The sequence below is a fragment of the Gimesia panareensis genome, assembly GCF_007748155.1.
Classification (GTDB): Bacteria; Planctomycetota; Planctomycetia; order Planctomycetales; family Planctomycetaceae; genus Gimesia; species Gimesia panareensis.
In genome coordinates this window covers 2,509,397-2,535,520 of record NZ_CP037421.1, presented here as the reverse complement: position 1 = coordinate 2,535,520, position 26,124 = coordinate 2,509,397, and the positions used below count along the sequence as shown (strand labels likewise).

Annotated in this window: 21 protein-coding genes and 1 tRNA gene; 9 read left to right on the top strand and 13 right to left on the bottom strand. The window is 52.9% G+C overall.

The window, feature by feature from the left end; translation table 11 throughout:
• Positions 1–94 precede the first annotated feature (94 nt).
• A protein-coding gene (locus Enr10x_RS09355; protein ID WP_390621349.1) for an IS5 family transposase occupies positions 95–924 on the top strand; the annotation gives its coding sequence in 2 pieces (ribosomal slippage) (positions 95–485 and positions 485–924; 831 coding nt in all).
• Positions 925–932: 8 nt separating this feature from the next.
• Here the strand turns inward: Enr10x_RS09355 and Enr10x_RS09350 are convergent.
• Positions 933–1,292, bottom strand: a complete 360-nt coding sequence (locus Enr10x_RS09350) for a potassium channel family protein (protein ID WP_145108731.1) — start codon at positions 1,290–1,292, stop codon at positions 933–935.
• A gap of 449 nt (positions 1,293–1,741) precedes the next feature.
• Here Enr10x_RS09350 and Enr10x_RS09345 point away from each other — a divergent pair, with 449 nt between their 5' ends.
• Positions 1,742–2,173, top strand: a complete 432-nt coding sequence (locus tag Enr10x_RS09345; protein ID WP_145108735.1) for a cytochrome c — start codon at positions 1,742–1,744, stop codon at positions 2,171–2,173.
• A 223-nt stretch (positions 2,174–2,396) separates the two neighbouring features.
• On the top strand, positions 2,397–3,503 hold the full coding sequence (locus tag Enr10x_RS09340; RefSeq protein ID WP_197997547.1) for an alpha/beta hydrolase: 1,107 nt from the start codon (positions 2,397–2,399) through the stop codon (positions 3,501–3,503).
• Between the two features lie 341 nt (positions 3,504–3,844).
• Here the strand turns inward: Enr10x_RS09340 and Enr10x_RS09335 are convergent, their stop codons facing one another.
• From Enr10x_RS09335 to Enr10x_RS09320, 4 genes are all read right to left on the bottom strand, one after another.
• Positions 3,845–4,990, bottom strand: a complete 1,146-nt coding sequence (locus Enr10x_RS09335) for a hypothetical protein (RefSeq protein ID WP_145448853.1) — start codon at positions 4,988–4,990, stop codon at positions 3,845–3,847.
• Between the two features lie 133 nt (positions 4,991–5,123).
• Complete coding sequence (locus Enr10x_RS09330; protein ID WP_145108741.1) at positions 5,124–5,456, bottom strand: hypothetical protein; 333 nt, start codon at positions 5,454–5,456, stop codon at positions 5,124–5,126.
• A gap of 94 nt (positions 5,457–5,550) precedes the next feature.
• Complete coding sequence (locus Enr10x_RS09325; RefSeq protein WP_145108744.1) at positions 5,551–6,585, bottom strand: N(4)-(beta-N-acetylglucosaminyl)-L-asparaginase; 1,035 nt, start codon at positions 6,583–6,585, stop codon at positions 5,551–5,553.
• A gap of 88 nt (positions 6,586–6,673) precedes the next feature.
• On the bottom strand, positions 6,674–8,677 hold the full coding sequence (locus Enr10x_RS09320; protein WP_197996556.1) for a WD40 repeat domain-containing protein: 2,004 nt from the start codon (positions 8,675–8,677) through the stop codon (positions 6,674–6,676).
• Between the two features lie 269 nt (positions 8,678–8,946).
• Between Enr10x_RS09320 and Enr10x_RS09315 the strand changes: the two genes are divergently transcribed.
• The 3 genes from Enr10x_RS09315 (at position 8,947) to Enr10x_RS09305 (ending at position 13,135) form a co-directional block, all read left to right on the top strand.
• The gene (locus tag Enr10x_RS09315; protein ID WP_197996557.1) at positions 8,947–10,182 is read left to right on the top strand and encodes a M20 metallopeptidase family protein; all 1,236 of its coding nucleotides are present in this window, start codon (positions 8,947–8,949) and stop codon (positions 10,180–10,182) included.
• Positions 10,118–11,791 carry a GNAT family N-acetyltransferase gene (locus tag Enr10x_RS09310; RefSeq protein WP_145108750.1) on the top strand — a complete coding sequence of 558 codons (1,674 nt, stop codon included), beginning with the start codon at positions 10,118–10,120 and terminating at the stop codon, positions 11,789–11,791. The genes Enr10x_RS09315 and Enr10x_RS09310 overlap by 65 nt, the downstream gene beginning before the upstream one ends.
• A gap of 84 nt (positions 11,792–11,875) precedes the next feature.
• Positions 11,876–13,135 (top strand): APC family permease, encoded by a 1,260-nt coding sequence (locus tag Enr10x_RS09305; protein ID WP_145448852.1) that lies wholly within the window; start codon positions 11,876–11,878, stop codon positions 13,133–13,135.
• 69 nt (positions 13,136–13,204) lie between these two features.
• Here the strand turns inward: Enr10x_RS09305 and glmM are convergent, their stop codons facing one another.
• From glmM to Enr10x_RS09290, 3 genes are all read right to left on the bottom strand, one after another.
• Entirely contained in the window at positions 13,205–14,557 is a 1,353-nt protein-coding gene (glmM, locus tag Enr10x_RS09300; RefSeq protein WP_232093279.1) for a phosphoglucosamine mutase, read from the bottom strand.
• Between the two features lie 279 nt (positions 14,558–14,836).
• Positions 14,837–15,517: a lysophospholipid acyltransferase family protein gene (locus tag Enr10x_RS09295; protein WP_145448851.1), complete on the bottom strand. Its 681-nt coding sequence runs from the start codon at positions 15,515–15,517 to the stop codon at positions 14,837–14,839.
• Positions 15,518–15,528: 11 nt separating this feature from the next.
• Complete coding sequence (locus Enr10x_RS09290) at positions 15,529–16,605, bottom strand: sialidase family protein (protein WP_232093278.1); 1,077 nt, start codon at positions 16,603–16,605, stop codon at positions 15,529–15,531.
• 408 nt (positions 16,606–17,013) lie between these two features.
• Here Enr10x_RS09290 and Enr10x_RS09285 point away from each other — a divergent pair, with 408 nt between their 5' ends.
• Together Enr10x_RS09285 and Enr10x_RS09280 are read left to right on the top strand one after the other, a co-directional pair.
• Positions 17,014–18,315: an O-acetylhomoserine aminocarboxypropyltransferase/cysteine synthase family protein gene (locus Enr10x_RS09285; RefSeq protein WP_145448850.1), complete on the top strand. Its 1,302-nt coding sequence runs from the start codon at positions 17,014–17,016 to the stop codon at positions 18,313–18,315.
• A gap of 194 nt (positions 18,316–18,509) precedes the next feature.
• A tRNA-Lys gene (locus Enr10x_RS09280) sits at positions 18,510–18,582 on the top strand.
• A gap of 447 nt (positions 18,583–19,029) precedes the next feature.
• Here Enr10x_RS09280 and Enr10x_RS09275 read toward each other — a convergent pair.
• Positions 19,030–19,527 carry a hypothetical protein gene (locus Enr10x_RS09275; RefSeq protein WP_145448849.1) on the bottom strand — a complete coding sequence of 166 codons (498 nt, stop codon included), beginning with the start codon at positions 19,525–19,527 and terminating at the stop codon, positions 19,030–19,032.
• 427 nt (positions 19,528–19,954) lie between these two features.
• Positions 19,955–20,683, bottom strand: coding sequence for an ion transporter (locus Enr10x_RS09270; protein ID WP_145448848.1), 729 nt, complete (start codon positions 20,681–20,683; stop codon positions 19,955–19,957).
• Positions 20,684–20,869: 186 nt separating this feature from the next.
• Between Enr10x_RS09270 and Enr10x_RS09265 the strand changes: the two genes are divergently transcribed.
• Entirely contained in the window at positions 20,870–21,331 is a 462-nt protein-coding gene (locus tag Enr10x_RS09265) for a GNAT family N-acetyltransferase (RefSeq protein WP_145448847.1), read from the top strand.
• A 315-nt stretch (positions 21,332–21,646) separates the two neighbouring features.
• Here the strand turns inward: Enr10x_RS09265 and Enr10x_RS09260 are convergent, their stop codons facing one another.
• From Enr10x_RS09260 to Enr10x_RS09250, 3 genes are all read right to left on the bottom strand, one after another.
• Positions 21,647–22,567 (bottom strand): TolB family protein, encoded by a 921-nt coding sequence (locus tag Enr10x_RS09260; RefSeq protein WP_145448846.1) that lies wholly within the window; start codon positions 22,565–22,567, stop codon positions 21,647–21,649.
• Between the two features lie 387 nt (positions 22,568–22,954).
• A complete protein-coding gene (locus Enr10x_RS09255) occupies positions 22,955–23,422 on the bottom strand; it encodes a hypothetical protein (RefSeq protein WP_145448845.1) in 468 nt (155 codons plus the stop codon).
• 22 nt (positions 23,423–23,444) lie between these two features.
• Positions 23,445–25,829: a GAF domain-containing sensor histidine kinase gene (locus Enr10x_RS09250; RefSeq protein ID WP_145448844.1), complete on the bottom strand. Its 2,385-nt coding sequence runs from the start codon at positions 25,827–25,829 to the stop codon at positions 23,445–23,447.
• Between the last annotated feature and the right edge of the window lie 295 nt (positions 25,830–26,124).

The window sequence follows — 26,124 nt, the reverse complement described above, 5'->3', positions numbered from 1 at the left end:
AGACTAGAGGTAGTTTCAAAACCCAAAACTACGTGAACAGTTTGGTATAGTATTTGTACGAGTACCTCCCTCGAAAGGAGGTCTCATTATGACCATGACCCGCGTGTCACGACCTGCCACAGGTCGCAACATTACCGGGTCCAGGACGGAACCAAAACCACAACTCTCGGACGAGCAATGGCTTCTGATCAAAGATCTGTTTCCAGAACCACCGGTAAACGCAGCCGGAGGGCGGCCCAGAGTGGCTGCCCGCGAGTGCCTCGAAGGAATCCTTTGGGTATTAAGGACCGGTGCCCGATGGAAAGATTTACCAACATTTTTACCATCTCCCAGCACCTGCTGGCGGCGTTTCAAGGAATGGACCGAAGACGGTGTCTTCCTGGAAGCGTGGCAGCGATTGCTCGAACACTTAGACCGCCGGAAGCTGGTTGTCTGGTCGGAAGCATTCGGGGATGGCACATTCTGCCCCGCAAAAAAAGGGGCGCCGATGTCGGAAAGACAAAACGGGGAAAGGGAACCAAGCTTATGCTGCTGGTCGACGGAAACGGGCTCCCTCTCGCTTTGGATCGTGCCAGTGCCTCTCCGGCAGAGGTGAAGCTGATTGAATCCCTGCTGGACCAGCGAGTTTTGCCACGCGACCCCGATCGCCTGATTTATGATCGTGCGGCCGACAGCGATCCCCTGCGCACAGAGCTGGCGGAACGGCAGATAGAGCTGATCTGTCCGCATCGCAAGAACCGTGTGAAACCAGCGACGCAAGACGGGCGTGCTCTGCGGCGATATCGACGCCGCTGGAAAGTCGAACGCACCATCAGCTGGCTGTTCAACTTTCGTCGTCTGGTAATACGATATGAACGATACAGTCATTTGTTTTTAGGATTCGCACAACTCGCGTGCGTGTTCACCTTACTTAATAAGTTATGAAACCACTTCTAGATATCCTGTTCCAGATCAAAATGGCGTTTCGCCGTATCGTTCAGCGCCCGGGTCGCGATGGCAATAATCAGGCCCACGAAAACCATCCCCACCAGTCCGATGGCGACGCTGACCAGTTTCCCCAGCGGCGTTTCCGGCGTGATATCACCATAACCAATTGTCAACCCGGTGATCATGGTGAAATAGACAGCGTCTCCAAAGCTGAGGCTTTCCAGCCGCCAGAGCAACACCGCTCCCACTAGCAGGATCAGCAGCAGCGCCACGAAGACCTCCCGCACATAAGAGGAATAGCGCACAAAGGCACTGAAGAATTCTACAAACAGGGGCAGACGCTTTTCGATGATGTGCTTCAACATGGCAGTTGTCTCTGTTCACGAACTGAGGAATCAAGTCAGACCTGAGCCCTGGCAGGCGGTTCTTTCAGGTTCATTGATTTGAATACTAACCGTTTCATGGTGTTGCGCACAGCAGGTTTCGTCTGTTTCACGCGGTTCAACGGCCTGAGACCTCAAATCGATGGTCTGTACTCTCCTGTTCTTCTAATTGTACGAACAGTCAGACAGAGAGCGCAGCACTTCATGAGGGTCTCATGAAAATACACCCCGTTTTCGTTTGAGTCCTTGACAACAGAGAAAAATAGTCATCAAATAATATAAGTATATCCTTATATCTTAATAGTGTGCAAATTAGAGCTGTCAATCTGAGACAACAGTGGAACGCAGATGTGAAATCACCAATGGCTTCATGGTCGCGAGTACCATTTCGCTTTTTCCTTTGAACGTTTTATTTCAGGAGAGAAGAAGACATGACAAGAAATTTCATGATTGTGACGGGGATTGTTTTATCGGCGTTGGGAATTGTCTGCCTGGGCACGCATGCATCTGCACAGGTCAAGCAGGGCAAGACCCGGCCCGCGGAAACAAAGTATCTGATGCGGGGCATCACGCAGCCCAACTGTGCCGGCCTGGGGAAACTGCTCAAAGGGGATGGCCCCGCTGATGAGAAGGCCTGGGACACCGCTGCCTGCCATGCCGCCTGCCTGAACGAAATGGGCTTTCTGCTCATGTCAGACGGACGTTGTCCAGATGGTAAATGGGCTGGGGCCGCAAAGACCCTCCAGGCGGAAAGTGCTGCCGTCCTCAAGGCGTGCCAGCAGAAAGATTTGAAAGCAGCCAGTGCCGCCTTCAAGAAAATGACCGGGTCCTGTGCGGCCTGTCACAAGGCACACAAGAAATAATCACATCAGGAACGTGACTCAGTTTCTGATCCCATTCAGGACGGCACGATACATCCGGTATGTATCGTGCCGTTTCTGTTTTCCCGGTAACGGCCAACCCGCTTGAATCATCCTCTCACAGTCGTTACTTTTGAACGTGACACGAATGTAGCGACTCGAAAATAGACCGTTCCTGTTACCTCCCCTGCCGTCTAAGTCGACCCGCCCTGCCAAGGAGCTACCCATGATCTCGGTTCTCAAGAAAATGATCATCGTCACACTGGTTTTTCCTGCCTTACTGTCTGCCTCACTCCTGGCACAGGAATCGTCACAGCGGCTCAATCCCTATGACCTGCGCCTCTATCATGATGCAGCAGGCAAAGTGCAGAAAGTGCAGACGCCCGCTGACTGGCAAAAACGGCGACAGGAAATCATTCGCGGCATGGAAACGGTCATGGGTCCATTCCCCGGTGACGATCAGCGCGTCCCCCTGAATGTCGAAGTCATCGAAGAGGTCAAACTCGAAAAATACACGCGGCAGCTGATCACCTACCAGTCCGGCCCTGATTCCCGCACGCCTGCCTACCTCTGTATTCCGCATGCCGCGAGCAAAGACCACAAGGTCCCCGCAGTGCTTTGTCTGCATCCCACCGACAACAAAGTCGGCCATAAAGTCGCCCTCGGACTGGGTGGCCGTGCCGGACGAAATTATGGCGCCGAGCTCGCCGAACGCGGCTATGTCACGATTTCCCCCGCCTACCCGCACCTGGCGAATTACTGGCCCAACCTGGGCAAACTCGGCTTCGTCAGCGGCACCATGAAAGCGATCTGGGACAACTCCCGGGCCATCGACCTGCTCGCTTCCCTGGACTATGTCGACATGAGCCGGGGCGTCGGCGATATCGGCCATTCCCTGGGCGGCCACAATGCGATTTACACCGCCGTCTTCGATCCCCGCGTGACCGCCATCGTCAGCAGTTGCGGCTTCGATTCCTATCCCGACTATTATGACGGTGCCGAACGCGTCTGGTATTTCGGCAAAGGCTGGTGCCAGATCCGCTACATGCCCCGCATGTCAGACTACCGCGGCAAACTGGACCAGATTCCCTTCGATTTCCCCGAACTGCTCGGCGCCCTGTCCCCTCGCCCGGTCTACGTCAACGCACCCCTGCACGACTCCAACTTCCGCTGGAAAAGCGTCGACAAGTGCGCCGCCAGTGCTGCGCCCATCTATGACCTGCTCGGCGCCAAAGGCAAACTGGTCATCGACCACCCTGACTGCGACCACAACTTCCCGGAAGCACAACGCCAGAAAGCCTATCAGTTGTTCGATACCGTGCTGAAGAAATAATCTGTGTAGAAACGGATGATACTGCAGATCCGGGGCGAGAAAACCAGGGGTAAGCCCGAATGTAATTCGGGCTGAGCGCAGCGAGCAGGAAACTGACAGAGTAACCGACCAGTAAAGCAGCAGGAGAGCCGTCCAGTCAAATCGTAGGGAGCGGCCCTGTGTGGCCGCCCGCCAGGCGACGATCCACCCCGGTTGGGTTCCTGGGGCATCACTATCAGGACCTGTAATTCACAGCAAAAGTTGCCTCCCAGCGATTCAAAAAGGAACCGATCCTGAAATTTCGTGCCATTCGTGCCGACCGTGGTGACTCAAAAACCAACGTATCCCAATTCATTCGTCAGCTAACGTTTGAGTTCTTCCGGTATTTCGTATGGGCCTACTTTAACCCCCTGATTGCGCAGGGCATCCATCACCGCTTTGTAAATATAAGGGTTATTTTCCAGAGCTCTGTGATTCTCTTCGGTCCATTTTTCAAGCTTCAGGTCTTTGAACGCAATGTCATCCATCTTGCTCAGTTCGATGATGATATCCCGCATCACTTTCCCACCTTGAAGAAAGCGATCCCTGAGAACAGGAGTGCCATCAGCATAGCTGAGACTGGCCAGTTTTTTCCCCAGCATTTTGCCCGAGAGAAAACCGTCTCGGTCTGTGCAGGCAGCAATCGGGTTCCACAGGACATGCTCGGACTTAGAACCCATTTTAGGCAATTGTGCAAGATGAGCCGGTATTTGCGGCCAGGGACCTTTGGGAGAGTATTTGATCTCGCCGATTCCCTCCTTGCCTGTCGCATGTTCCGCCCAGCGTGCCATTCCTTCCAGAAACCAGGCGTTTTTGAAGTTCGTCGCGCCATATTGAATGAGGTGAAAGGTTTCGTGTGTGGGAGTCACATTTTTCGTAGGGTCCAGCTGACTGGAAATCGCCATCACGATGCAGCGGTCTTTGGGAGTGCCTTCAGGAATTTTTCGAGCACGCTGCGCACTTGAGAACGCAATACCGTTCAGGCCCCCCATTTCCTTACGATCCCGGATGCTGACCTGAATGCAGTTGACCCCTTTGTATCGTTCACTTTCAAAAGGATCAGGAAATTCGAGAGCGCGGCAGAAGAGTTGATGAGCCGCCCAGACCTGTTTCGCAACGTTTTCCACCTGATCCGGAACACTATTCTTATTGACGTCAATGGGAGAGACCGCACCTGTGCCCTCCTTGACGTAGAAGACCCTTACAAATTCGAAGACGTAGTGTTCCTTGAGCTCCGTCTTTTTATTTTGTTGAGCAGTCGCGATCGAAGTAGAGACAAACACACCAAGAAGCACTGCGAGGGCGATGATACGACGCTGAGTGTGACGACGAATGTGTCTCATCGGAGTAGACCTTTCGGCTAACGACCTGACTGGTCGGTTGGCGGACCGATAGAGCTGCCACTGAGATGTGGACATATATATCCCGTGAATCATAACTGAAGAAAAGACGAAGTCAATCAGATTCACAGAGCGAGATGCTGATTTACACTTTAAGCAAGTAGCCTGGGATGAGTACCGCCCCACCTGTTGTCCGGTGGTTTGCTCCCGATAAGCTCCATTTCGTAATGTTCGTGCCGTCCGTGGTCAATAAACGCACGCTTCAGGCAGTTGAACCAGCAGAATCCCCGCGCTGATTTTCTTCCGATTCCTGTTCGTTTTCAGGAGTCTCGCCTTCGCCAATGAAGGTATCCAGGATCTTATCCTGCATGGACAGGGGGGCGTTCCTGGCAGCGATCACACCGACCGTTCCCCCGGCCACGCGTGCCGCTGAAACTCCAGGCAGAGAGAGACCGAACCCCACGGCTGCGCCCAGGCAGGCAATCACAATCGACTGCGTCGTCCCGGCATTGATGATCCAGATGACCCCCGGTGCCGCCCCCGCGGCGGTAAACAGGACTGATTTGATAATCTGTTTTCCAGTGATCTTGGCCATGATAACTCCTGTCGATACATGCGTGGTGCCTGCTTTACAGTAGTGATTTCATGATTCTTCTGGTCGAAGAGAGCCGTGACGAGTTTTTCAGGTCCTACCCCACCTCAATCAGATAACCACCCTCAATAATCTGCACGCCGGCTGCGGTAATCACGGCGGCTTTGGGTGGCTTGTCTTTCCGCCCCTGAATCGCAAAGCAGCCCGCTTCGCCATTCTTGTTGATCGCCACGATCTTGTCGGTGAAATTCACCTTCTCCGGGCCGCCGTTGATCTTCACGATTCGATGGCACAGTGCTTCGCACGCCTCGCGAGGGCTCTTGCCCGCCCGCATCTGTTCCACGACGAAAAAGCTGCCGCAGGTTCGCAGGATCTCTTCACCCCGCCCTGTCGCTCCCGCGGCACCGACTTCGTTGTCCACATACAGCCCCGCGCCGATGATCGGTGAATCCCCAATCCGGCCCGGCAGTTTGCCAAACAGCCCCGAGGTCGTCGTGCAGCCCGCCAGATCTCCCTGGCTGTCAATCGCCAGAATGTTGATCGTCCCCGTCGGCCGCTTATCCAGATCGTAATTGCCGTCTTTCGGGGGGAACCAGTCGTCTTTGTCGCTCAGGTTCTCCTTCCAGCGGAGCCAGATCTTTCGCGATTTGTCCGTCAGCAGATTCTCTTCCGGAAATCCGTGTGCCCGGGCAAACTTGAGGGCGCCTTCCCCGACCAGGTGAATATGATCGGTCCGCTCCATCACCAGCCGGGCCACCGAGGACGGCGTCTTGATTCGTTCCAGCGCCGCCACGGAGCCGCAGTTATGCGTTTTGCCGTCCATGAAGCAGGCATCGAGCTGCACCACCCCCTCTTCATTCGGCAGTCCACCGTAGCCCACGGACTGATCTTCGGGATCCAGCTCCGTCACCCGCGCGGACTGCTCCACGGCGTCGAGGATGTTGCCCCCCTTCTCCAACACGTTCCAGCCGGGCCGGAGCACCTTTTCGGCCCACTCCTCTCCCCGGCTGCACAGGATCAAAGGTCGACGGGGAGCGGGTCCCTCCTTCGCGCGCACCTTGAGGTTACTGAACAGGGAAAGCGAAGCACCCAGCCCCGCTGCCGTCTTGATGAAATGTCTGCGGTCTGTCATGACTCCGATTATACGGAGCTGCGCACGCAAAGATCAAATCTTTTCGTTCCCGGAATATCGCCGAAACCGTTTCTCGCCCGGCTCGCGATTATTCCGCGAATTCCCAGACTTCGATGCTCCCATCTTCAAGCCCTGTCGCAATCCACTGTCCGTCAGGAGAAAAGGCAAGTGAATGGCATCCCCGCGTTCCGTCCAAGGACGAGAGTTGCCCAGACCGATACAGATACAGCCCGGGAGAACCCATGCTGGCAATCGCCAGTGTGGAACCGTCTGGCGACCACGCCATCGCGGTAATTCCGCTCCCTCCCGGCCTCAGGCGAGTGATTTCTTTTTGCGAATGCGTCTCCCAGATTTGCAGATTGAGGTCAGGTCCTGACCGGCCGCATGTGGCAATCTGTTTGCCGTCTGGCCGGACTGCCACAGCAGACGTGTGCTTTCCATCGATCTGAAACTGACCTATCCGCTGTTGCGGTGAGTTTTCCCAGATGACAACGTTGCCGCCGTAATCGGTCGTGGCAACGATCGACTGATCGCGCGAGGCAGCCATGCGCAGATGATAGGTCGCATGTTGTTTTTGTGTCGAGATCCGCGTCCTGGTCTTCCAGTCCCAGGTCTCAATCCAGCCCGCTTGATCAACGTCCATTCCAACGAACAGCCGCTGATCGGAAAATGCGTATCCTGAGACTGTTTTGTAGGAACTGTCCTTTTGGTAGGAATCATTATTTCCATGCTGGAGTGTCAGTTCCGGCTCCAGCGAGGGGAGCTGAAGCAGCCGTGAATTTCCCCGCCTGTCTCCGACAAACACCTGGTCTGCATCAGGGAAACTATACAGAGCCGAGACGTATAATTCAGGTCGGGTGAAGGACGACCGTAGTTTCCAGGTCTGGGTGTCCCAGGCTTTGACGGCAGAATCTGCTCCACCTGAAATCAAATAACGCCCGTTGGCTGCGAAGGTCAAATGATCGACTGTTGCGGTGTGGGCGTTTCCAAACAGCTTCTGCCCGCTGGCGAGATCGAATAGATGAACCTGGCTGAGTCTCACCGTCGCCGCAATCCGTTTTCCATCCGGCGTGAAACGAATCGCATCCAGCGCAGGGCTACCGCAGGGAATCGTCTTTTTCAACGTACCAGTTGTAAAATCCCAGATCCGTAAACCGCTGGAGTCTGCAGAGCCCGTCACCAGCAGCCAGCCGTCCGGCGAAAACTGCAGCGGACTGTAGACTTTCGTGGCATTGGAGATTTCCCGGATCTTTTTTCCTGTCCGCGGATTCCAGACGGTCATTCCGTCATAATTTCCTGTCACATACCACCTACCATCCGGGCTGAACTGACCTGCGCCGCCACCGGGGATTTCGAGCTGTTGTTTTCTGTTCACAGCGTCCCAGAAACAGGTTTGATCAGAATCGGTGGCTGCTAAGGTCCTGCCATCTGGTGCAAAACAGAGATTCGGATGACGATCCTGGTAAAAGACCGGCATCCGCACGAATTCATACCTGGACAAATCGAAGTCGTCAGGAATCTTGAAACTCAGTTGCTTAACGTCGACTTGTTCTCCCCGCGGTTTACCGACTGTCCCCAGGTACTCCCCCGTCCGGCTGTTCCAGAGTCGAATACTCCAGTCATGTCCCACCGCAGTTACGATCTGATGTCGGGCACTGTAAGCCAGTGCGTGTAACGGCATGGGTCCGCAGGGAAAATCGTTACCTTTGCGAAGCCAGATCACATCAGTTGTCAGTTCACGCGACAGCTTTCCAGTCGAAGCCTCCCAGAAGCGAATCGCTCCATCGTGGCCACACGAAATCAGTGTTCGGGAATCTTCAGTAAAGACCAGACCGGTAACCCCACCTTCAGTCAGGGTTTTGGGGTGCCCTTTCAGCTGCTGCAGCCTTGTTCCGGTCTGTGCATTCCAGATCCCAATGCCATAACTGCCCACCGCGATCAGCTTTCCATCGGGAGAACAGGCCAGTTGGTGACCGTTCGATCCGTCAAATGCCTGGTTCTTCAGTTCAGCCACCTGCCGCAGTTCCGCCTGCGCGCATTCTACGAACAGGAGAGTCAATGTGCAGACAGTCAATAGAACACGAAAAGACATGCCAGTCATCTTCCGAAGCGAATGGAACTTTGACAACAGGCTGCGAACGGAACCCGCTGCCACCTGATTATAAATGAACAGTACGGGATTGAAAGACGAATCAGACAAGCGATTCGCACATAGATCGACTCATCGGTCTACTCAGGTACATTATTCTTCCGGACCATTTCATCAAGCGACTGAAACAGTACGTAGAAATTCAAGGCTCTGTCGTCCAATTGAAAAGTGATCTTCAGGTCCTGTTATGATAGAATTAAGAATGAAGAGTCATGACCGGTTCTGGATCGGGAAAGGTTCTGTTTCCGGCGATGTCACAAAGCAATGGAGGTACCACAATGGCACAACTGGATGCGAAACAGTTCGAGCAAATTGTCTCATTTCGACGAGCAGTGCATGCTGAGCCAGAGCTGAGTTGGCATGAGCATAAGACAGCAGATCGGATTGCGGCATTTCTGGACAATCTGGGGATATCGTATCGGCGGGGATTGGCTGGCACAGGGATTGTCGCAGAACTGCCCGGTGAGAACGATTTGCCCTGTGTTGCGCTGCGGGCTGATATGGATGCGTTGCCCATCCAGGAAGAGACGGGGCTCGCATTTTCGTCCCAGGTGCCCGGCGTGATGCATGCCTGCGGCCATGACGGTCACTCCAGTATGTTGTTGGGGGCCGCTGCTTTACTGGTACGGGAAAAACATCGTCCTGCGCCGATCCGATTCCTCTTTCAGCCTGCGGAAGAAACCGGGAATGGGGCGAAAGCGATGATCGAAGATGGCGCTCTGGATAACGTGGCACTGATTTTTGGTGGCCATCTGGACCGGCATTTTACAGCAGGAACAGTCGCAGTCACCGATGGCCCCGTCAACGCATCCAGTGATCAGTTTCACATCAAGATCCAGGGACAAGGGGGACACGCCGCCCGTCCACATGAAGCCATCGATTCCGTAGTCGTCGGCTCGCTGCTGGTGATGGCATTACAGACCATTGTCTCCCGGGAAGTTAACCCGGCTCACCCGTCGGTGGTGACGGTCGGGCATTTCAATGCGGGCTCCGCTCCAAATGTCATCGCATCGACAGCCCAGCTCGATGGCTCGATTCGCGCTCAGGAGCAGTCTGTACGCGAGAGTCTGCAGCAGTCGATTAAACGTATCGCGCATTCGATTGGAGACCTGCATAACGCGCAGATTGATGTCTCCATCGATCTGGGGACACCACCGCTTTCAAATCCGCCGGACATCGCGGAACTGGCCCGGGAGGCAGTGCGCGGTTCCCTGGGAGATTCTGCCCTGAAAAAGCTCGAAATTGCCAACATGGGAGGAGAAGATTTCGCGTATTACATGGAGAAAATTCCCGGCTGCTACGTCAGATTTGGAAGTGTTCTGGCTGGCAAAGAAGGTTTTCCTGCCCACTCCAGCCGGTTTGACTTTGACGAACAGGCCCTGCATGTCGGGGCAACCTATTACCACGCGGTTGCGCTGGCCGCGGGCCATCACCTTGTCGAACAGTGAGACTGAGGCCATGATCGAGATTCGGAGAGCCCGGGAGGAGGACGCCGATGCCATTCGTGAGATGTTCCATCTCGCCTATGGTGACGACTATTTCTACCCGCAGTACTACAATGTGCAATCACTCAAACGGATGATCCTCAGCGACGATACTCTGTTTCTGGTCGCGGAAGATACGAAGACAGGTGCCATTCTCGGGACAGCCTCGGTACTGCTCGAAGTCGGCGCTCACGCGGATCTTGTGGCTGAATTTGGTCGACTGGTCGTCCATCCGGAAGGGCGCGGCCAGGGGATTGGCGGAAAGTTGATGCAGGCGCGGGTCGAATTCGTGCAGGACCGGTTACATGTAGGGATGGTTGAAAATAGGAGTGCGCACGAGTTCTCCCAGCGTATTTCCCACCAGCACGGATTTCATCCCGTCGGCCTGCTCCCCGACAAATTTAAGCTGGGTGAACGGGAATCGGCTGCCCTGTATGTACGTCATTTCGGACAGGCACTGGAACTCCGGCGCAATCACCCTCACCTCATTCCGGAAATCTATCCCCTGGCCAGACTCGCGCTGGAGAATTGCCAGCTGACCTGTGATGCCATTATTGAAGCCGAGCCGCGGGCCTATCCGCATGTGGAACAGTTTCAGATCCAGGAAATGGAGTCGGAACTGTATCCTGTCCTGCTCCGGTTTGAGCGGGGACGTATCAAACAGCGGGAAATCTTCGGGCGGATGCGGCTCCACTACGGTCTGTTTCAATTACGTGCCAGCCACGCGCAATATCTAGTCGCCTATCGTGACGATATCATGGTGGGGGCCATTGGTTACACGGTTGATGAAAATGAGCGGACCGGAAAAATCTTTGAACTGGTTTCCCTGGATGATACGCCCATATATTACCTGGTTTCCGAACTGGTCCGTCGCTGCCAGGCAGAAGGTCAGATCGACTACCTGGAAGCGGACGTCAACGCATATTCGCCTCAAATGCAGCAGACATTTCTGGAGAACGGCTTTCTGCCCGCAGCGTATATTCCGGCCATGGTCTTTAATAATGTAGAACGTCTGGATGTGGTGCGGATGGTGAATCTGTTGACGTCCTGGAATGGGGATTCGTTACAGGTTTACGAGGTCGGTCGTCCTGTTGCCAGTCTCGTGGATGAATCCCTGACTTTAAAAAACGTACTCCCGCAACTGATTCAGACTGTGAAATCGGCCCCGTTGTTTGCAGGCCTGTCGGAAGAACAGCAGCAGTATGTGGCAGCTTCGGCCGAACTGGAATCGCTGCAAGCAGGCGAGGTACTGTTTCGCCCGGATGATCCGGCTGACAAGATCCGGGTCATCATTTCTGGTGAAGTTGAGATTCAGAACTGTCACTCACAGACGGTAGGAACAATCGGTCCTGATGAATCGCTGGGGGATCTGGCTTCGATTTCCGATCAGACTCATCGGGTTTCTGCGCTCGTGAAAGCCCCGGGGCAGGCCATGCTGTTTTCCAGAGAGGAGCTCGTACAACTCGTTCACACCCGTCCCGACATCGGCATGATCCTGTTTCGTAATTTCTCTAGAGAACTGGCTGAAAAACTGCAACGCATGAATGTACACACACTCTTCAAACAGGACTGACAGTTTGGAACCGGGAAATCAGCAGCAGATGAGATACCAGATGTATTTTAACGCGTTTCAGTCCCCTGAGATTGGGGTCTGGGCATGACAGAGAATGCCGAGTCTCCCCATAATTCAGTTGCCCTCAAACGCTCCATCAGCCTCTGGAAGATTGTCCTCTATGGCGTGGGGACGATGCTGGGCGCGGGCATCTACGTACTCATCAGCAAAATCGCCGGCTCGGCCGGCATGTATGTCCCGCTGGCATTTCTGATTTCCGCGAGCATCGTCAGCTTCAGCGCCTTCTCGTACGCAGAACTCTCCAGCCGCCTGCCGGTCAGTGCCGGGGAAGTCGCCTATGTCCACGCGGCCTTTAATCGCAAATCGCTCTCGATCCTGGTCGGCCTCGCGGTATTGACCACGGGAATTGTTTCCGCCGCGACCATCTCTCGCGGGTTTGTGGGCTATCTCAACGAGTTTGTCGCTGTCAACAGCGCCGCGGCCATTACCGTGCTCGTTCTGTCGGTGGGACTGCTGGCCGCTTTCGGAGTCGATGCCGCCGTGGGAGCAGTTGTCGCCATTACCTTCGTCGAACTGACCGGCGTCCTGCTGGTCATTGCCGGGGGCGCTGCAGAACTCGTTACCGTTCCCCTGCGCTTCACTGAATTCGTGCCTCCCTTCGATGTCGGCGTCTGGATGACCATCCTGTTTGCCAGCTTCCTGGCCTTCTATGCCTACATCGGTTTCGAAGACATGGTGAATATGGCCGAGGAAGTCACAGACGTAGAACGCACGATGCCCAGGGCGATCATCCTGGCGCTGGCCATCACAACCACGCTCTATATCCTCGTCTCGCTGGTGGCTGTATTGACGCTGCCGATGGACCAGCTGATCCACAGCCAGGCCCCCTTCACCGATATCGTCCGCGAGCACGGCCTGGTCCCGCCCTGGCTCATCAGCGCCATCAGCCTGGTCGCCGTCCTCAACGGGGTGATGGTCCAGGTCGTCATGGCCTCGCGCATCCTCTACGGCATGGGACGACAGGGCATCGCACCGGGGATCCTGGGAGACGTCCATCCCCGCACCCAGACACCCCTCTGGGCCACGGGCATCGCCACCATCACCGTGCTGGTTCTGGCCCTGGGCTTCCCCATCGAATCCCTGGCACGCGGCACCAGCTTCGTGATGCTCTGCGTCTTCACCATGGTCAACGCCGCACTCATCAAGCTCAAACGCAACCCAGCACCAGACGAACTGGCACTCATCTGCTACCCACTCTTTATCCCCGTGCTGGGAGCGATCCTCAGTGTTTTGTTACTGCTGATGGAATGCATACGCCATCTCGGCTGGTATGATGGACTATAAACAGTCTGCAGAGGCAAGAAACTTTCGTGGCGTTCGTGCCTTTCGTGGTAATAAATCCGTGGTGAGGCTTCAGGCCACAGCCGAGCCCACGATCTCCATTGCCGCTTCGCACAACTGCTGTGCCTCGTCATTTTGTGGTGCCTCCGCGATGACCCGGATGATCGGCTCCGTGTTGCTCGCCCGCACCTGCACCCAGCGGTCTTCCCAGTCCAGACGCAGTCCATCCCCCGAGGATGCAGTTGCCGAGTCGAAGTGCTGTTCCAGTGCCTGGCACGCTTCGGCTACCTTTTCGCGGGGACAGGTGATTTTATTCTTCACAATGCTGTATTGCGGCAGCGAATCAGCCCAGGCGGACAGCGTCTGTTTCGAAGCCGCCAGACCCGCCAGCACGTAAGCCATACTCACAAAACTGTCCCGCACATAACCGACCTTGGGATCGATCACCCCGCCGTTCCCTTCGCCGCCGATGATCGCCTTTTCCTGCTTCATCTTCGCACAGACATGCGCTTCGCCCACATAGGAGCGGAAGAAGGGACAATCGTACTTCGCCGCAATGTCCGCCGTCACCCGGCTGGTGGAACCATTCACGACAATCGGACCCGGAGTCCGGGCCAGCACGTAGTCGGCACCGAGGGCCAGCGTCAGCTCTTCGCCAATGTACCGCCCCGTCTCATCCACAATCGCCAGCCGGTCCGCATCGGGATCCTGTGCAAAACCTGCATCCGCACTCTGCTTGACCACCTCTTCACACAGCGACGTCAGGTTCTCCTTCAGCGGCTCGGGTGTGTGGGCGAAATTGCCGTCCGGCGTGCCGCCCAGCACGATCACTTCACAGCCCAGTGCTTCCAGCAGCTGCGGCGTCGCGACACCACCGGAACCATGGTTGCAGTCCAGTACCACTTTGAACTTCCGCTGCTGAATCGCCGCTTGGTCGATCAGCGCCAGCACCCGCTCGATATGCGGACCGGCAGCGTTTTCGTAGCGCTCCAACTGCCCCAACTGGTCCCAGGAGACAAAGTTGAACTTCTCATTGTTGAGCACATCCAGCAGCCGCTCCCCCTGCTCTTTGTTATACACCGAACCTTCCGGCGAAAACGGCTTGAGCCCGTTCCAGGGGATCGGGTTATGGCTGGCGGTGATTTGAATGCCCCCCGCGGCTTTGAGATGCGTCACCAGCACTCCGCAGGTCGGCGTCGTCGCGATGTCGGCATCGATCACTTTGCAGCCGGTCGCCAGCAGGCCCGAGATCACCGCATGCCGCACCATCTGGCCGCTCCCGCGTCCGTCTCGCGACAGCACCACGGTCCCCTGGTCAGCAATCGTCCCCACCGCAGCTGCGAAGCGGGTCAGATAGTCCGGAGTCAGTCCGTTTCCCACGACGCCCCGTAAACCAGAAATACTCAGAATCCGTTCCGACATCATCAGCCCCTGCTGCTAAATTCAATCTACTGTCACGAAAAGAGAAGACGTTCATGTTCCAGGTCGTATTGTTTTCATCGTCGTGGTGAGTGGCATTTCTAAAACGCCATCGTCAGTTTGACCCATTAGCCGCAGGGCGTTAGCCCCGGTTGGTTCCAGTCGGTCTTAGGCTGCCAGAGATAAATGACATGAACGACAAAGACGATGATCCCAAACTACAAACACCGTAGCGCAAACCATAGTCGACACAGCCCCGATTGACAATCCCGACTCCGCCGGAAATCACTTCTGCGACTCGGGATCGAGCCAGTTTTCCGCCTGCCGCTGACATTCGATCACCCGTTCGTGCGTCAGGGCCAGCAGCTCTTTCTCGGCACCCCGCTCACAATACTCTTTGACCGTCTCGGCCGGGATCGGCTCGCCGTAGACCACGCGTACCGCCCGCGGATGCAGAAAATATGCCCCGCGCGGCAACGCCCGAAACGCTCCCGCGATACCAATCGGATAGATGCCTGTGTCGGTCCGCTTGAGCAGCGCCAGAAATCCCGGCTTGAATCGCTGAACCGCACCGTCGTCAGTGCGGGTCCCCTCGGGAAAGATGCAGACCATGTTGCCGTTCTCGATATTTTCAATCGCGGCCCGAAAACTGGTCGAACTGGCCGAACGTCGGCTGATCGGAATCACATACGTATGCCGCATGAGCGCTCCCAACAGCGGAATCCGGAACAGCGAGTCGCGCGCCATGAAGCTGATCGGCCGCTTTAAGGGCAGACCGATCAGCAATGGATCGAGGAAACTCTGGTGGTTACTGATCAGCACGCCTCCCCCTCGTGCGGGCAGACGTTCTTTGTGGCGCGACTGATACTGCAGCCAGAGACCAAAGAACCCCTGCAAGATCCACTGAAAGGTGATCCAGACCAGGTTCCTGCGATGGGGAGGAAGTCGTTTCGATTCTTCAGCCAACACTCAGCCTCTCAGTCGATCGCTTTGAGTTTGAGCTGGCTGGGATCCAGGACGACATGTTTGACCAGGTCGCGCTTCCAGGTGTAGGTGATGTGCACCTTCCCATCGTCAGTCTGAATCACAGCCGGGTAGGAATATTCCCCCTTCTGATCTTCCAGCACGAGCGCGGTCGACCAGTGCTTGCCGTCTTCCGAAATCGCCACATGCAGCGGGCTGCGGCCTTTCTGCGTCGGGTTGTAAACCAGTAGTGCGCGGCCGTCTTTCAGCGTGACCGCATCGGTGCCGCTGTTCGGGTTGGGCAGCGTGGTCATCGTGACTTCACCCCAGGAGCGACCATTATCGTCCGACCAGGCTTCGACGAGTTTCCCCTGCTTGCTCCGGCAGAGAATCTGCAGCTTGTCGCCATATTTCAACACGGAAGGCTGAATCGCTGCGATTTTGTAGCCGTCATTCAGCGGACCGGTCCGGTGCCAGGTTTTGCCGAGATCGGGAGTCCACTCCATCTGCAACTGCCAGCCGTTGTGTTCGGTACTCGCCGGACAGAGCAGCGTGCCGTCGGAGAGCAGATAAGGTTTGTTTTTAACCGGTCCGACAAACCCGTCCGGCAGCCGTTTCGCCGGTCCCCATGTCTTGCCGTTGTCGTGGGAAACTTTCAGCATCCCCCACCAGGCACTCGGATTGGGCCCGACTTTGTAAAACAGCAGCAGCGTGCCCGGTTTGGGCTGGAACAGCACCGGATTCCAGCAGGGATACCGTTTCGATGCACTCTCGACGCCGTCCGCGACACTCACAGGCGCCGTCCAGCCGTCTCCCTCATTCCGGCAGACCCAGATTTCGACATCCGGATTCTTTTCATGCGTCCCGCCGAAGAAAGCACAGACCAGTCCCTTGGGCGTCTCCACAATCGTCGACGCATGGCAGGACGGGAACGACGCATCCGTATAAACAAACTCCTGTTTGACCAGCCCGGGCTGATCGGCGGTGGTGTTTTCGGGCGGATTAGCGTGGGCGAATGTATTCATGCCGATGCAGACCAGCAGAAGCGGGAAAACTTGGAAAAACAGGTTCACAGGTCGTAGCTGTCTCATAAGTCGTACTTTCTTCACCAGGGAGTATCAACGGGAAATGAGAATCGAATGGTCAGTATCAGGATATCAACCCGCTCCACAAAGTGGAATTGGCAATAAATCGCTTCTCCCCTTTTTCAGCAGAATTGATTTTCTTAAGTCTTTTTAGTTGAAAACAGCCATATTCTCGGGAATAGCACAATCGCCCGCAAGAACGCCTTGGGCGAATTGTTTTTTGGAAACAACATCGATAGGATGGCGGATACTCTGCGGGGCTGTTTTCCTCTGCAAAATTCGTCTCAATTTAAGCTCATCGCGGCACATTCTGCTCACGCCAGCCAATGTTGCTCTCGCGGAATGAGTTCTCTGAAATCTGTCTGGTGCTTGAGTACAAGCCCGATCACCCCCTGATAAAAAGGTTATTAGACAATGGATGCCGAAGCATTGAAATTAGCGACTCTCTGTTTGCATGGCGGCCAGGAACCCGACAGCGCCACCAACTCCCGCGCCGTTCCCATCTATCAGACGACCTCCTACACCTTTAATGATACTGATCACGCGGCCAGACTGTTCGGCCTGCAGGAATTCGGGAACATCTACACCCGCCTGATGAACCCCACCACCGACGTCCTCGAAAAACGTCTGGCCCTGCTCGAAGGGGGCGCCGGTGCCCTGGCGGTCGCTTCCGGACAGGCAGCCGAATCTCTGGCGATCATGAACATCGTCGAATCCGGCCAGAATATCGTTTCCTCTTCCAGCCTGTACGGCGGAACCTACAACCTGTTCCACTACACGTTCCCCAAGTATGGCATCGGGGCGAAGTTCGTCGATCAGAGCGATCCCGAAAACTTCCGCAAAGCCATCGATGAGAACACTCGCGCCGTCTACCTCGAAGCCCTGGGCAACCCGCGGTGTGATGTCGCTGACTTCGAAGCCATCGCTGCCATCGCCCATGAAGCCGGCATCCCGGTGATCGTCGATACCACCCTGGCCTCCCCCTACCTGTTCCGGGCCTTTGAACATGGAGCCGACATCGTCGTTGCTTCCTGTACCAAATTCATCGGCGGTCACGGCACCTCGATCGGCGGGATCATCGTCGAAAAGGGTGACTTTCCCTGGGACAACGGAAAATTCCCCGGTTTGACCGAACCCGATCCGAGCTACCACGGTCTTAAATTCTATGAGACGTTTGGTCCCATGAACCTGGCCTACATCCTCAAAATCCGGGTCCAGCTCCTCCGCGATCTGGGACCGGCGATGAGCCCGTTCAATGCCTTCCAGCTGTTGCAGGGTCTGGAAACACTGCATCTGCGAATGGATCGGCACTGCGAGAATGCTCTGGCGGTCGCGAAGTTCCTGGAAAGCCATCCGAAGGTCTCCTGGGTGAACTACAGCGGCCTCGAATCGCATCCGTCCTACAAGCTGGCGCAGAAATATCTGCCCAAAGGCTCCGGTGCGGTCTTCGGCTTCGGCATCCAGGGGGATACCCCGGAACAGCAGCAGGCCAATGGCATCAAACTGATCAACAGCGTCAAGCTGTTCTCGCATCTCGCGAATGTGGGCGACAGCAAGTCGCTGATCATCCATCCGTCCAGCACGACCCACCAGCAGCTGACTCCCGAAGAGCAGCTCAGCTCGGGTGTCACCCCGGACTTCATCCGGTTGTCGGTCGGTACGGAAGATCAGGAAGACATCATCAACGACCTGAAACAGGCCCTGGATCAGATCTGATCCCCGGCACGTTTCAGCCGACAAGACAATGTCAGGAACCGGCGCGGGATTTCGCCCGGTTCCTGATTTTTCAAACAACTTTGATCGAGGATTTCCAGCAGAGCGGACGATAATTCTTAGTACCGACCGCCAGAACGCCCGCCGCGTCTCTTGTCGACGGCCAAGGCGTCCATTAAAATGCCGACAATTCATTCGCCCTTGTAGCTCAATTGGCAGAGCAACTGACTCTTAATCAGTAGGTTCTAGGTTCGATTCCTAGCGGGGGCACTTTTAAAGCCATGGCTCATAACGAGTTATGGCCTTTTTTGATTTGGCTGATCTGTACCTAAATCGGCGGTTTTCAAAGTGTACCTAATTTGCTCTTTTAATTTGCAGGTAAGCAGGTCTTAGAAAACATAAAGCCGTCAGCGCTCCAAGCCGCTCAGAATCGCTGCTCCCGCATCCTGAACTGTAAATGTACCCCTTCTCTTAATATCCGGCCCCTAAAACGCTCCTGAGAGCTTTTTACGATGCTGTCCGATGCTTGGCTGATATCACGCTGGTGAGTTATTCAGCAATTTGCGCCAATTTGCAATTTGTTTGTCGAATCAGGAAGGGGCACAGCATACCGATTGTTCTTTCTCGCCCACTCGGGTATGAGATTCACTGTTGATAGAACATAGAAGTGTCAGGCCAAGATGTTGCGCCAGCTAAAAGGGTGATTTAACGCTCGCATCAGCGGCGCGGCTTTGCCGCGTCCGACTGCATGCGTTTGTTAAGTGGCAATTGGATTGCTGTCTTCTTTGTTTCATCAAATTCCCAAATTTCAACTTCAAAAGGAATCAAATGGCCATAGGTGCGAATGTAGTACTCCGCCAGTGTTTCTTTGCGTTTATTACTGTAGTCACGAAGCACGAAGAAAATTTTCCTATAGTTTGAAGGCGAAACATGAAAGTAATACATCGCCTCATTCCAAACGGTTAGTTTTGCGCTCGGGACGTTGTCATTTGGAGCTGTCCATTTATGCGATTTGCATTCAACTAATATCTTTTCTTCTTCGCACCCTAAGTCAAAAGCATGCTCCTTTTTTTGCTCGTCTACACCTATTGCAATTTTTATATCTTTCGACAGTTCAAGACCTATTGTTATAAAGTAATTTTTTGTCGCTAGTTCGAACTCTCTACCTACGTGCGTATTCGATTTAGATCCAATTCTCTGATGAGGTTTACTCATTAGTATTAATGCCACTTAACTTGTTATTAACCTGCACGGCCTTGTTCTGATATGACGCTGATATGGAACAAATACGCGCAAAATAACCGGTTTTAGTTCTGATATGATGCCCCAGCGGCATCATAACACACATAGATGCTGGATATGATACCAAGCAAAATTAGATTTTCAAAGGAGAATAAAAGAGAATAAAAGGGGTCAGGACTCTTAAAAAAGAGACCTGACCCCTTTGTCTTTCCCCTTTGTCTTTTCCCAAACAAAGGATACTGCAAGAAACTTTGCATTCGAAAATTGGTCTGTTGATGAGAGACAATACCTTCCTGATGGCAAGATCACCTATGTGGTTGTGCATCCTGCAGAGGCTGAAAAGCCATAAAAAAAGATAAAAGGGGGCAGGACTCTTATCAATGAGTCGCTGCCCCCTTTTTCATTCCCCAGGCTGTATTTCAAGTTCTTTATCTTCCATCTCTCTGGCCTTCGAAAGCGCAGATGCCACTAAGCCAGCGGGAACTGACACAATCCCCAGGCCGATCACGAGTATTAAAAAAGTGAAAAACTTACCGCCAGCAGTGATTGGATACATGTCCCCATATCCAACTGTAGTCAGAGTGGTAACCGCCCACCACAGGCTGTGGAAAACCGAGCTGAATGCCTCTGGTTGAGCGGGGTACTCAAAGTGATATATCCCCACAGCAGCCAGGTAGAGAACAATCAATGATGCGAAAAGGAATAAGGCGATTTCTTCCTTTGCTATGAGAAAAGCCCGATGGAACCGTTTAGCTGCCGCATTGTACCGTGCCAACTTTAGAATACGAATCAGACGGAGTAGCCTGAATGACCTTAGCGACCGCAGATCGAGACTTGTCGCCAGGTAAAATGGGAGTATCGCCAGTGCATCAACGATTCCAAAGAATGAAAAAATGAAAGCTCGTTTGTTCGACGCAACGATGATTCTTGCGATATACTCAAATGTAAAGATCACTACGCATACGATTTCCGTGATTCTCAACATCCTTCTGTATTCAACTGGCAGGTTTGGTAATGTCTCAATAGAAAAGCCTACTAAGGAGAGTATGATCAAGGCCTGTATCACAACATCAAAAACTTTGCCTGCAGGAGTATCCGTATCCTCAATGATATTTTTGAGCTTTTGCATTGCCAATCCCGATTCACTCTCTACCTGAAGTGTGCCTGCTTTTGATGTTGAGTACTCAATTGAGACTATACATAATTTAAGACGATATCAATCTTACTCCCGCGGTATTGTGTAGATGGGGTCTACTGAAAGTAGAGACGGCAAAAAAACTCTCTGGAATCTAGTATGTAGTCCCTGGAGAACGCAATGATTCGCAGATTCACAGACAACGATGTCGACGCAGTCGGCCAGATCTGGCTGGACGCGTCTCTCATTGCCCATGATTTCGTTTCTGCCGACTTCTGGCAGGCGGACCATGAGGTGATGGTTTCCGAACTGTTGCCCGGGGCGAACGGCTATGTGCACGAGACAGAGGGCACCATCGATGGCTTTGTGCTCGTTGCGCCGCAGCAGCGCTCGAATTACATGGGGGCCCTCTTTGTCAGCCCGCAACGCCAGGGCCGCGGGATCGGCACTCAACTCCTGGACCACATCAAGGCGCGCCGTGGATCATTGACGACCAGTGTTTACAAACAGAATCAACGGACCGTCGAGTTCTACAAGTCCCGGGGCTTTCAGGTCGTGGGAGAATCCGTCTGTGAGCATACGGGCTGTGAAGAGTACGAATTGGAATGGACCGGGAACCCGGACCAGCCCAGAGTAAGCTGAGCACAGGTCTGCTCAAATCAGGTGACAGAATCGGCTGGTGATGAGCGCGAACTTTGAGGGGGGCAAAAGGGGGGCAGGAGTAAGAGATCGTTTCTGATCTGCGTAAACTAATCATCTCTTGGTCGGATTGTGACAAGACTGAAAACAGCTTTGTCCAGGCTTCAGCAGCGGTGGCGACTCGACGAGATTGCTACCCGTAAATCGAGACAGCCCTGCAGGGGGAGCTTCTGAAGTTTCAGCTAGAGTTGACATTGATTTCAAAAGCCGGAGGCCACCGTCGCTATCGTCCATGTGATGGTTCGGCCCCGTTCGCGGTCAAGGAGCACCCCATGACGGCCCCCAATTGTCTTCGCTGCCATCGTTAGCCGTGATTTTCGTAACGTTGGTCCCGTCGGCCCGCATCACGCAAATGTCCATGGGGGGGGACTTGGCATCAGATCGAGCAAATGCGATCCACTTACCATCGGGGGACCATGCGGGTTCAGAATCCCTGGCGTCGTTCTTTGTCAAATTGACGAATGTTGATCCATCGAGATTCATGACGCAGACTTCCAGATTTCCGAAATCGCGACCACTTGCCATTGCGATGCGTTTCCCGTCGGGTGAACAATCCGGGGCATGGTCTGTTCCCTTCGCATTCGTCAGGTTGATCGGGTTTGATCCGTCAAATGCGATCGAGAAAATGTCGCGGTTTCCTGTCATTGTGGATTCAAATACGATTCGCTTGTTATCGGGACACCAGCTGGGGAGCCAGTTGTAACATTCCAATTTGGTCAATTGTCGAACGTCCGTTCCATCGGATTTCATGGTGTATATCTGCGAGGAGGAGCGGTCGTGATTCCACGCATGGAATCCAATACGTGTTCCATCCGGCGACCACGTGGGGGCTTCCGCCTGCATATTCTCAGGAGTCAGCATCTTCAGATTGCTGCCGTCAGGGTTGCAAACGCAGATGCGTTCTTTTGCAGCAAACGCAATCGAGGTGCTTTGGGGGGACCAGGATGGTCCATCTTCACCAGGATTGTCTTCCGTGTCGGTTAAGGGGCGAAGTCCCGATCCGTCCGAATTCATCAGGTAAATTTTCCTGTTTCCTGCGTTCCCGAAATCGCCACGGACAAATGCAATTTGGCCAGTAGGTTGGACATTTTCAGCGTACACCGATCGCGATGCAAAACACGCGCAGGCGCCGATACTCATTGAGAGCAATTCGCGTCGATTTAAAAGGCTCGCCTGCATAGTACATCTCCCATTGAGTTTGCCGTTGTGGCCGAACTTGTTTTTCTACAGAAAACTTAGACTTCAGGTACACATAAGTGTACGGGCGGGAATATGGTTGTAAACACGATACTTCGATGAAATTCGAAATAATATTCATCACTGAATGACTGGAATCGTCGAAGTCCAGGATAACTCAGGGCGTGTAAAAGGGGGCAGGATTCAAATACAATTGCTGACCCCTTTGTATTTTCTGATGGGATCGCCGCTTGCAAGGCGGTTATGCTGGATTTCAAGTTACTCAACCTGTGGTTTCTCCGGTTTTAACCAGGGCGAAGAGAAATAGAGATCCACGTGCCGATTCTTATGTCATTAAAAACTGAATGACGATTCTCTGAAATGGAATATTTACTGTGTGTGAAATTCGTTGAATGATTTGATTGCGTCTTTAATCATCAATTCTGTTGCGAATTCTAATCTCACGGATTTGACAATAAAGTCATATTTCGTCTCAGCATCTTTGATCACGCTGCTCGTCCTGCCATCACCGGCATTATTGAAATAGCGAGAGTAGATAAATACAGGGACATTCGAAATCCCCTGTTGTTGCATCGTGCGCAAGATGTGGAGGATCGCAGGGTCGCTTTTCGAGTTCTGGGGATCTGGTCTTTGTGAGGTTTTCGTCTTATAAATCCATACATCGCTGATAATCCCAAATATACTTGCATGATTGGATGAGATATAGCTGGCTCCTTCTATGGAATTATTACAGAATTCCCATTTTTTATTCAGCCAGTCAAATTCGTTTTTAATTTCCTCAATACATTCCTGGATTTCATCGTGATCTTCGATAAATAAAAGTGTGTCTCTTTTCATGTTGTCCTCACGTTAAGAAAGTTCACTCTTTGCACGGAATGGAAATGGTGAAAGCGGCATACGTATTCTGGTCTGATTGTACCGTTATGTTTCCTTGATGGGCTTCTACTATTTTCTTAGCGACGAACAGTCCGTATCCTGCGCCCCGCACAACTTCCTTCCCCCGTTCAAAGTTATGGTGGAATCTTGGTTCAAAAATGCGGTCCTGGATTTTGCCAGGAACACCGATTGTGTCATTGAAGATTTTGATGCGTAATGCATGATTTATTTTCGAATAGGTGCAGCTTACTTTGACCAGGCCTTTTCTTCTGACTGCTTTCATCGCATTCTCTGCAATACACAAAACTGCGGTTTCAAAAATCTCTCTGTCTACGTTACATTTACTTTGAGAGGGCAGTCTTCTCAGGTATTGAACCTTCAGTAGTTTTTTTCCATAGTAGGATTTGGCAAAGTCATCAATCACCTCATTGACTCCGAGGCACAAGTCTTCGATGCACAACAGTTTCCGGTCCAAAAATGGTTCCATGTTTTCGACGGCATAAAGAACCCGGTCAACGGACATCCAGATGTGACGTATCGAAGCGACTAATTTTCGGAGTTTTTTTTGATCTGGCTGACGCCCTTTTTCGATGTCACGAGAAACGGCTCTCCCGTAGGTGCGTACTTGCAATGCGGGATTCTTAACTTGATAAGCGGTTGCTTCTAATGCCTGGGCCAGTGCGTCTTTTTCCGCTTTGGAAACGATCCCTTCCAACTGTCGCAGTTCAGAGCACTGATCAGCCAGCAGAGATAGCGCTTCAAGTTCGCGTGTGGCTAAGAGATCATGGCGATTAGATGTCATGGCAATCGCCCCAAAGAGGGTGTCATCATCCTGTAATGGAACAACGATCGCTGAACGTACTCCTTTCACTACTGAAGTGTAGGCATATTGTTTTCTGGCTTCACTGACGTTCGTTAAAAGAATCGGTTTTTTGTTAGCCAGCATGCGCCCTACGGCGGATGCATAAGACCGTGGAAGTTTTCCACCAACGCGATGTTTCTTTGTGAGCTCCAACCCGCCTGCTACCTGCTCAATCCAGATGTCGGTTCCCTGAATTGAATATAAGATAATACATTTGTCAGCTAGTTTATCGAAAATATGTTTCGCTGCTTCGATCGCATACTTCCAGATGGTATTTTCTGATCCATGGGTATTCGTACGCTTTCTTGACTGAAGATACTCTCGAAAAAAGGATTCGAGTGATTCCAGTATTCTTAGTCGTTCGTTTCCTAAAATGCTGTCGATCGCAGGCGTAATCACGGAAGAGGCAAAGCGAGAGAGCATGCGCGCGTCGATGTTAAGCAGTTTATGTTGTCTACCCTCTGGAATGCGGATGACTCCATCAAGTTCTGCAGCACCTGGTGGAATCAAAGCTGCAACAAAGGCAATATGTGTTTGTGAGTCATTTAAGTGACGAGCCCAACGACCATCATCATTGATATTGGGGACAAAAAGTGAATCTCCACTGTCCCAGGCTGCCCCCGTCAGTCCCTGCCCATGCAGGTAAAAATCCTTTTTACAGCGTGATTTGAGTCGTTCAAAGGTCGTAGACCACAGGACTAACTGGTCTGGTTGGTTGGGCATGATTTCGGGAGAGAAAATTGGGTGTTGCGCAAAGAATAAAGAGCAATTGCGAGCATTAAACGATGCGCGAACATAATCCGTGATCAGGGTGGCGAGCTCATCGAATGAGTGGATTTTCGAAAATTTAGCCCAGAAATCATCGATCAAAGAGTGAGGTAATGCTGTTGATCCAAACCAGCCAGAAGCAGATAAAGCATCTGAAAGTGGGTGTAACAGCAGGCGAATTAAGTTGAATTCCCGGCAGGTAATCGGTTGTTTACCGCCCTGTTTATCCAATGATAATTTACCAAATACACTACCTTCGGATGTGAGTGGGACATCGAGCCATTGATAGGCATGCGGTCGTCCCAGCACATCTTGCAGGGGGGCTTTTTGAATATGAACCGCAGGAATTCCTTGCCTGTCATCCTTTATCTCAAGATCATTTGCATGTTCGGGAGATACTTTTACTAACAGGGGAATATTGTGTTTGACTGCCAGATAGGAAGCGGATATTCCGGTACTGGAACGAGTACCTTCTTTGGGGATTTTCGCGGGTGTATTCTCAAAAGCATTTCGTTTTTCTTTCGATAGCCCGCTTGTTCGTGCCCCAACCAGCTGCCCACGATCATCGAGATAGTAGAGTCGTGCTGAATTGAAACCGATTACTCTCAGAAGAGCGAATAGTGTCTGTTCTGCGGTTGCTCGATTTTCAGCTCGTGATAATTGTGACATTTTGCCAAGGAATTCTGCTGCTATCTTGACATCGAGGGTCACTTTATCTGAGGAAATAGTAGAATTCATTTCAAAGCGCTTACACTGTCTTTTGGTATATGGCGATGTATCTGAGTTGGTCTAAAACAATGTGATCTTTTGAAATCGAAAAAATGAAGGATGAAGACTTTTGGTGATTCTGCAGACTGAATAATCAGTTACTTCTGTATATGTCACTTGATTTGAATTTAGTCTGGAAGTGAAATACTTGATGGGTTTCTCTATTCTCTTCTATTGGAATTAACCAAGAGTGTATATGAGTTTACAGTATTGGTCTCTCTGTTCAACAATTATTTGAAAATTCTGTGAGAGGACTATTATTTCT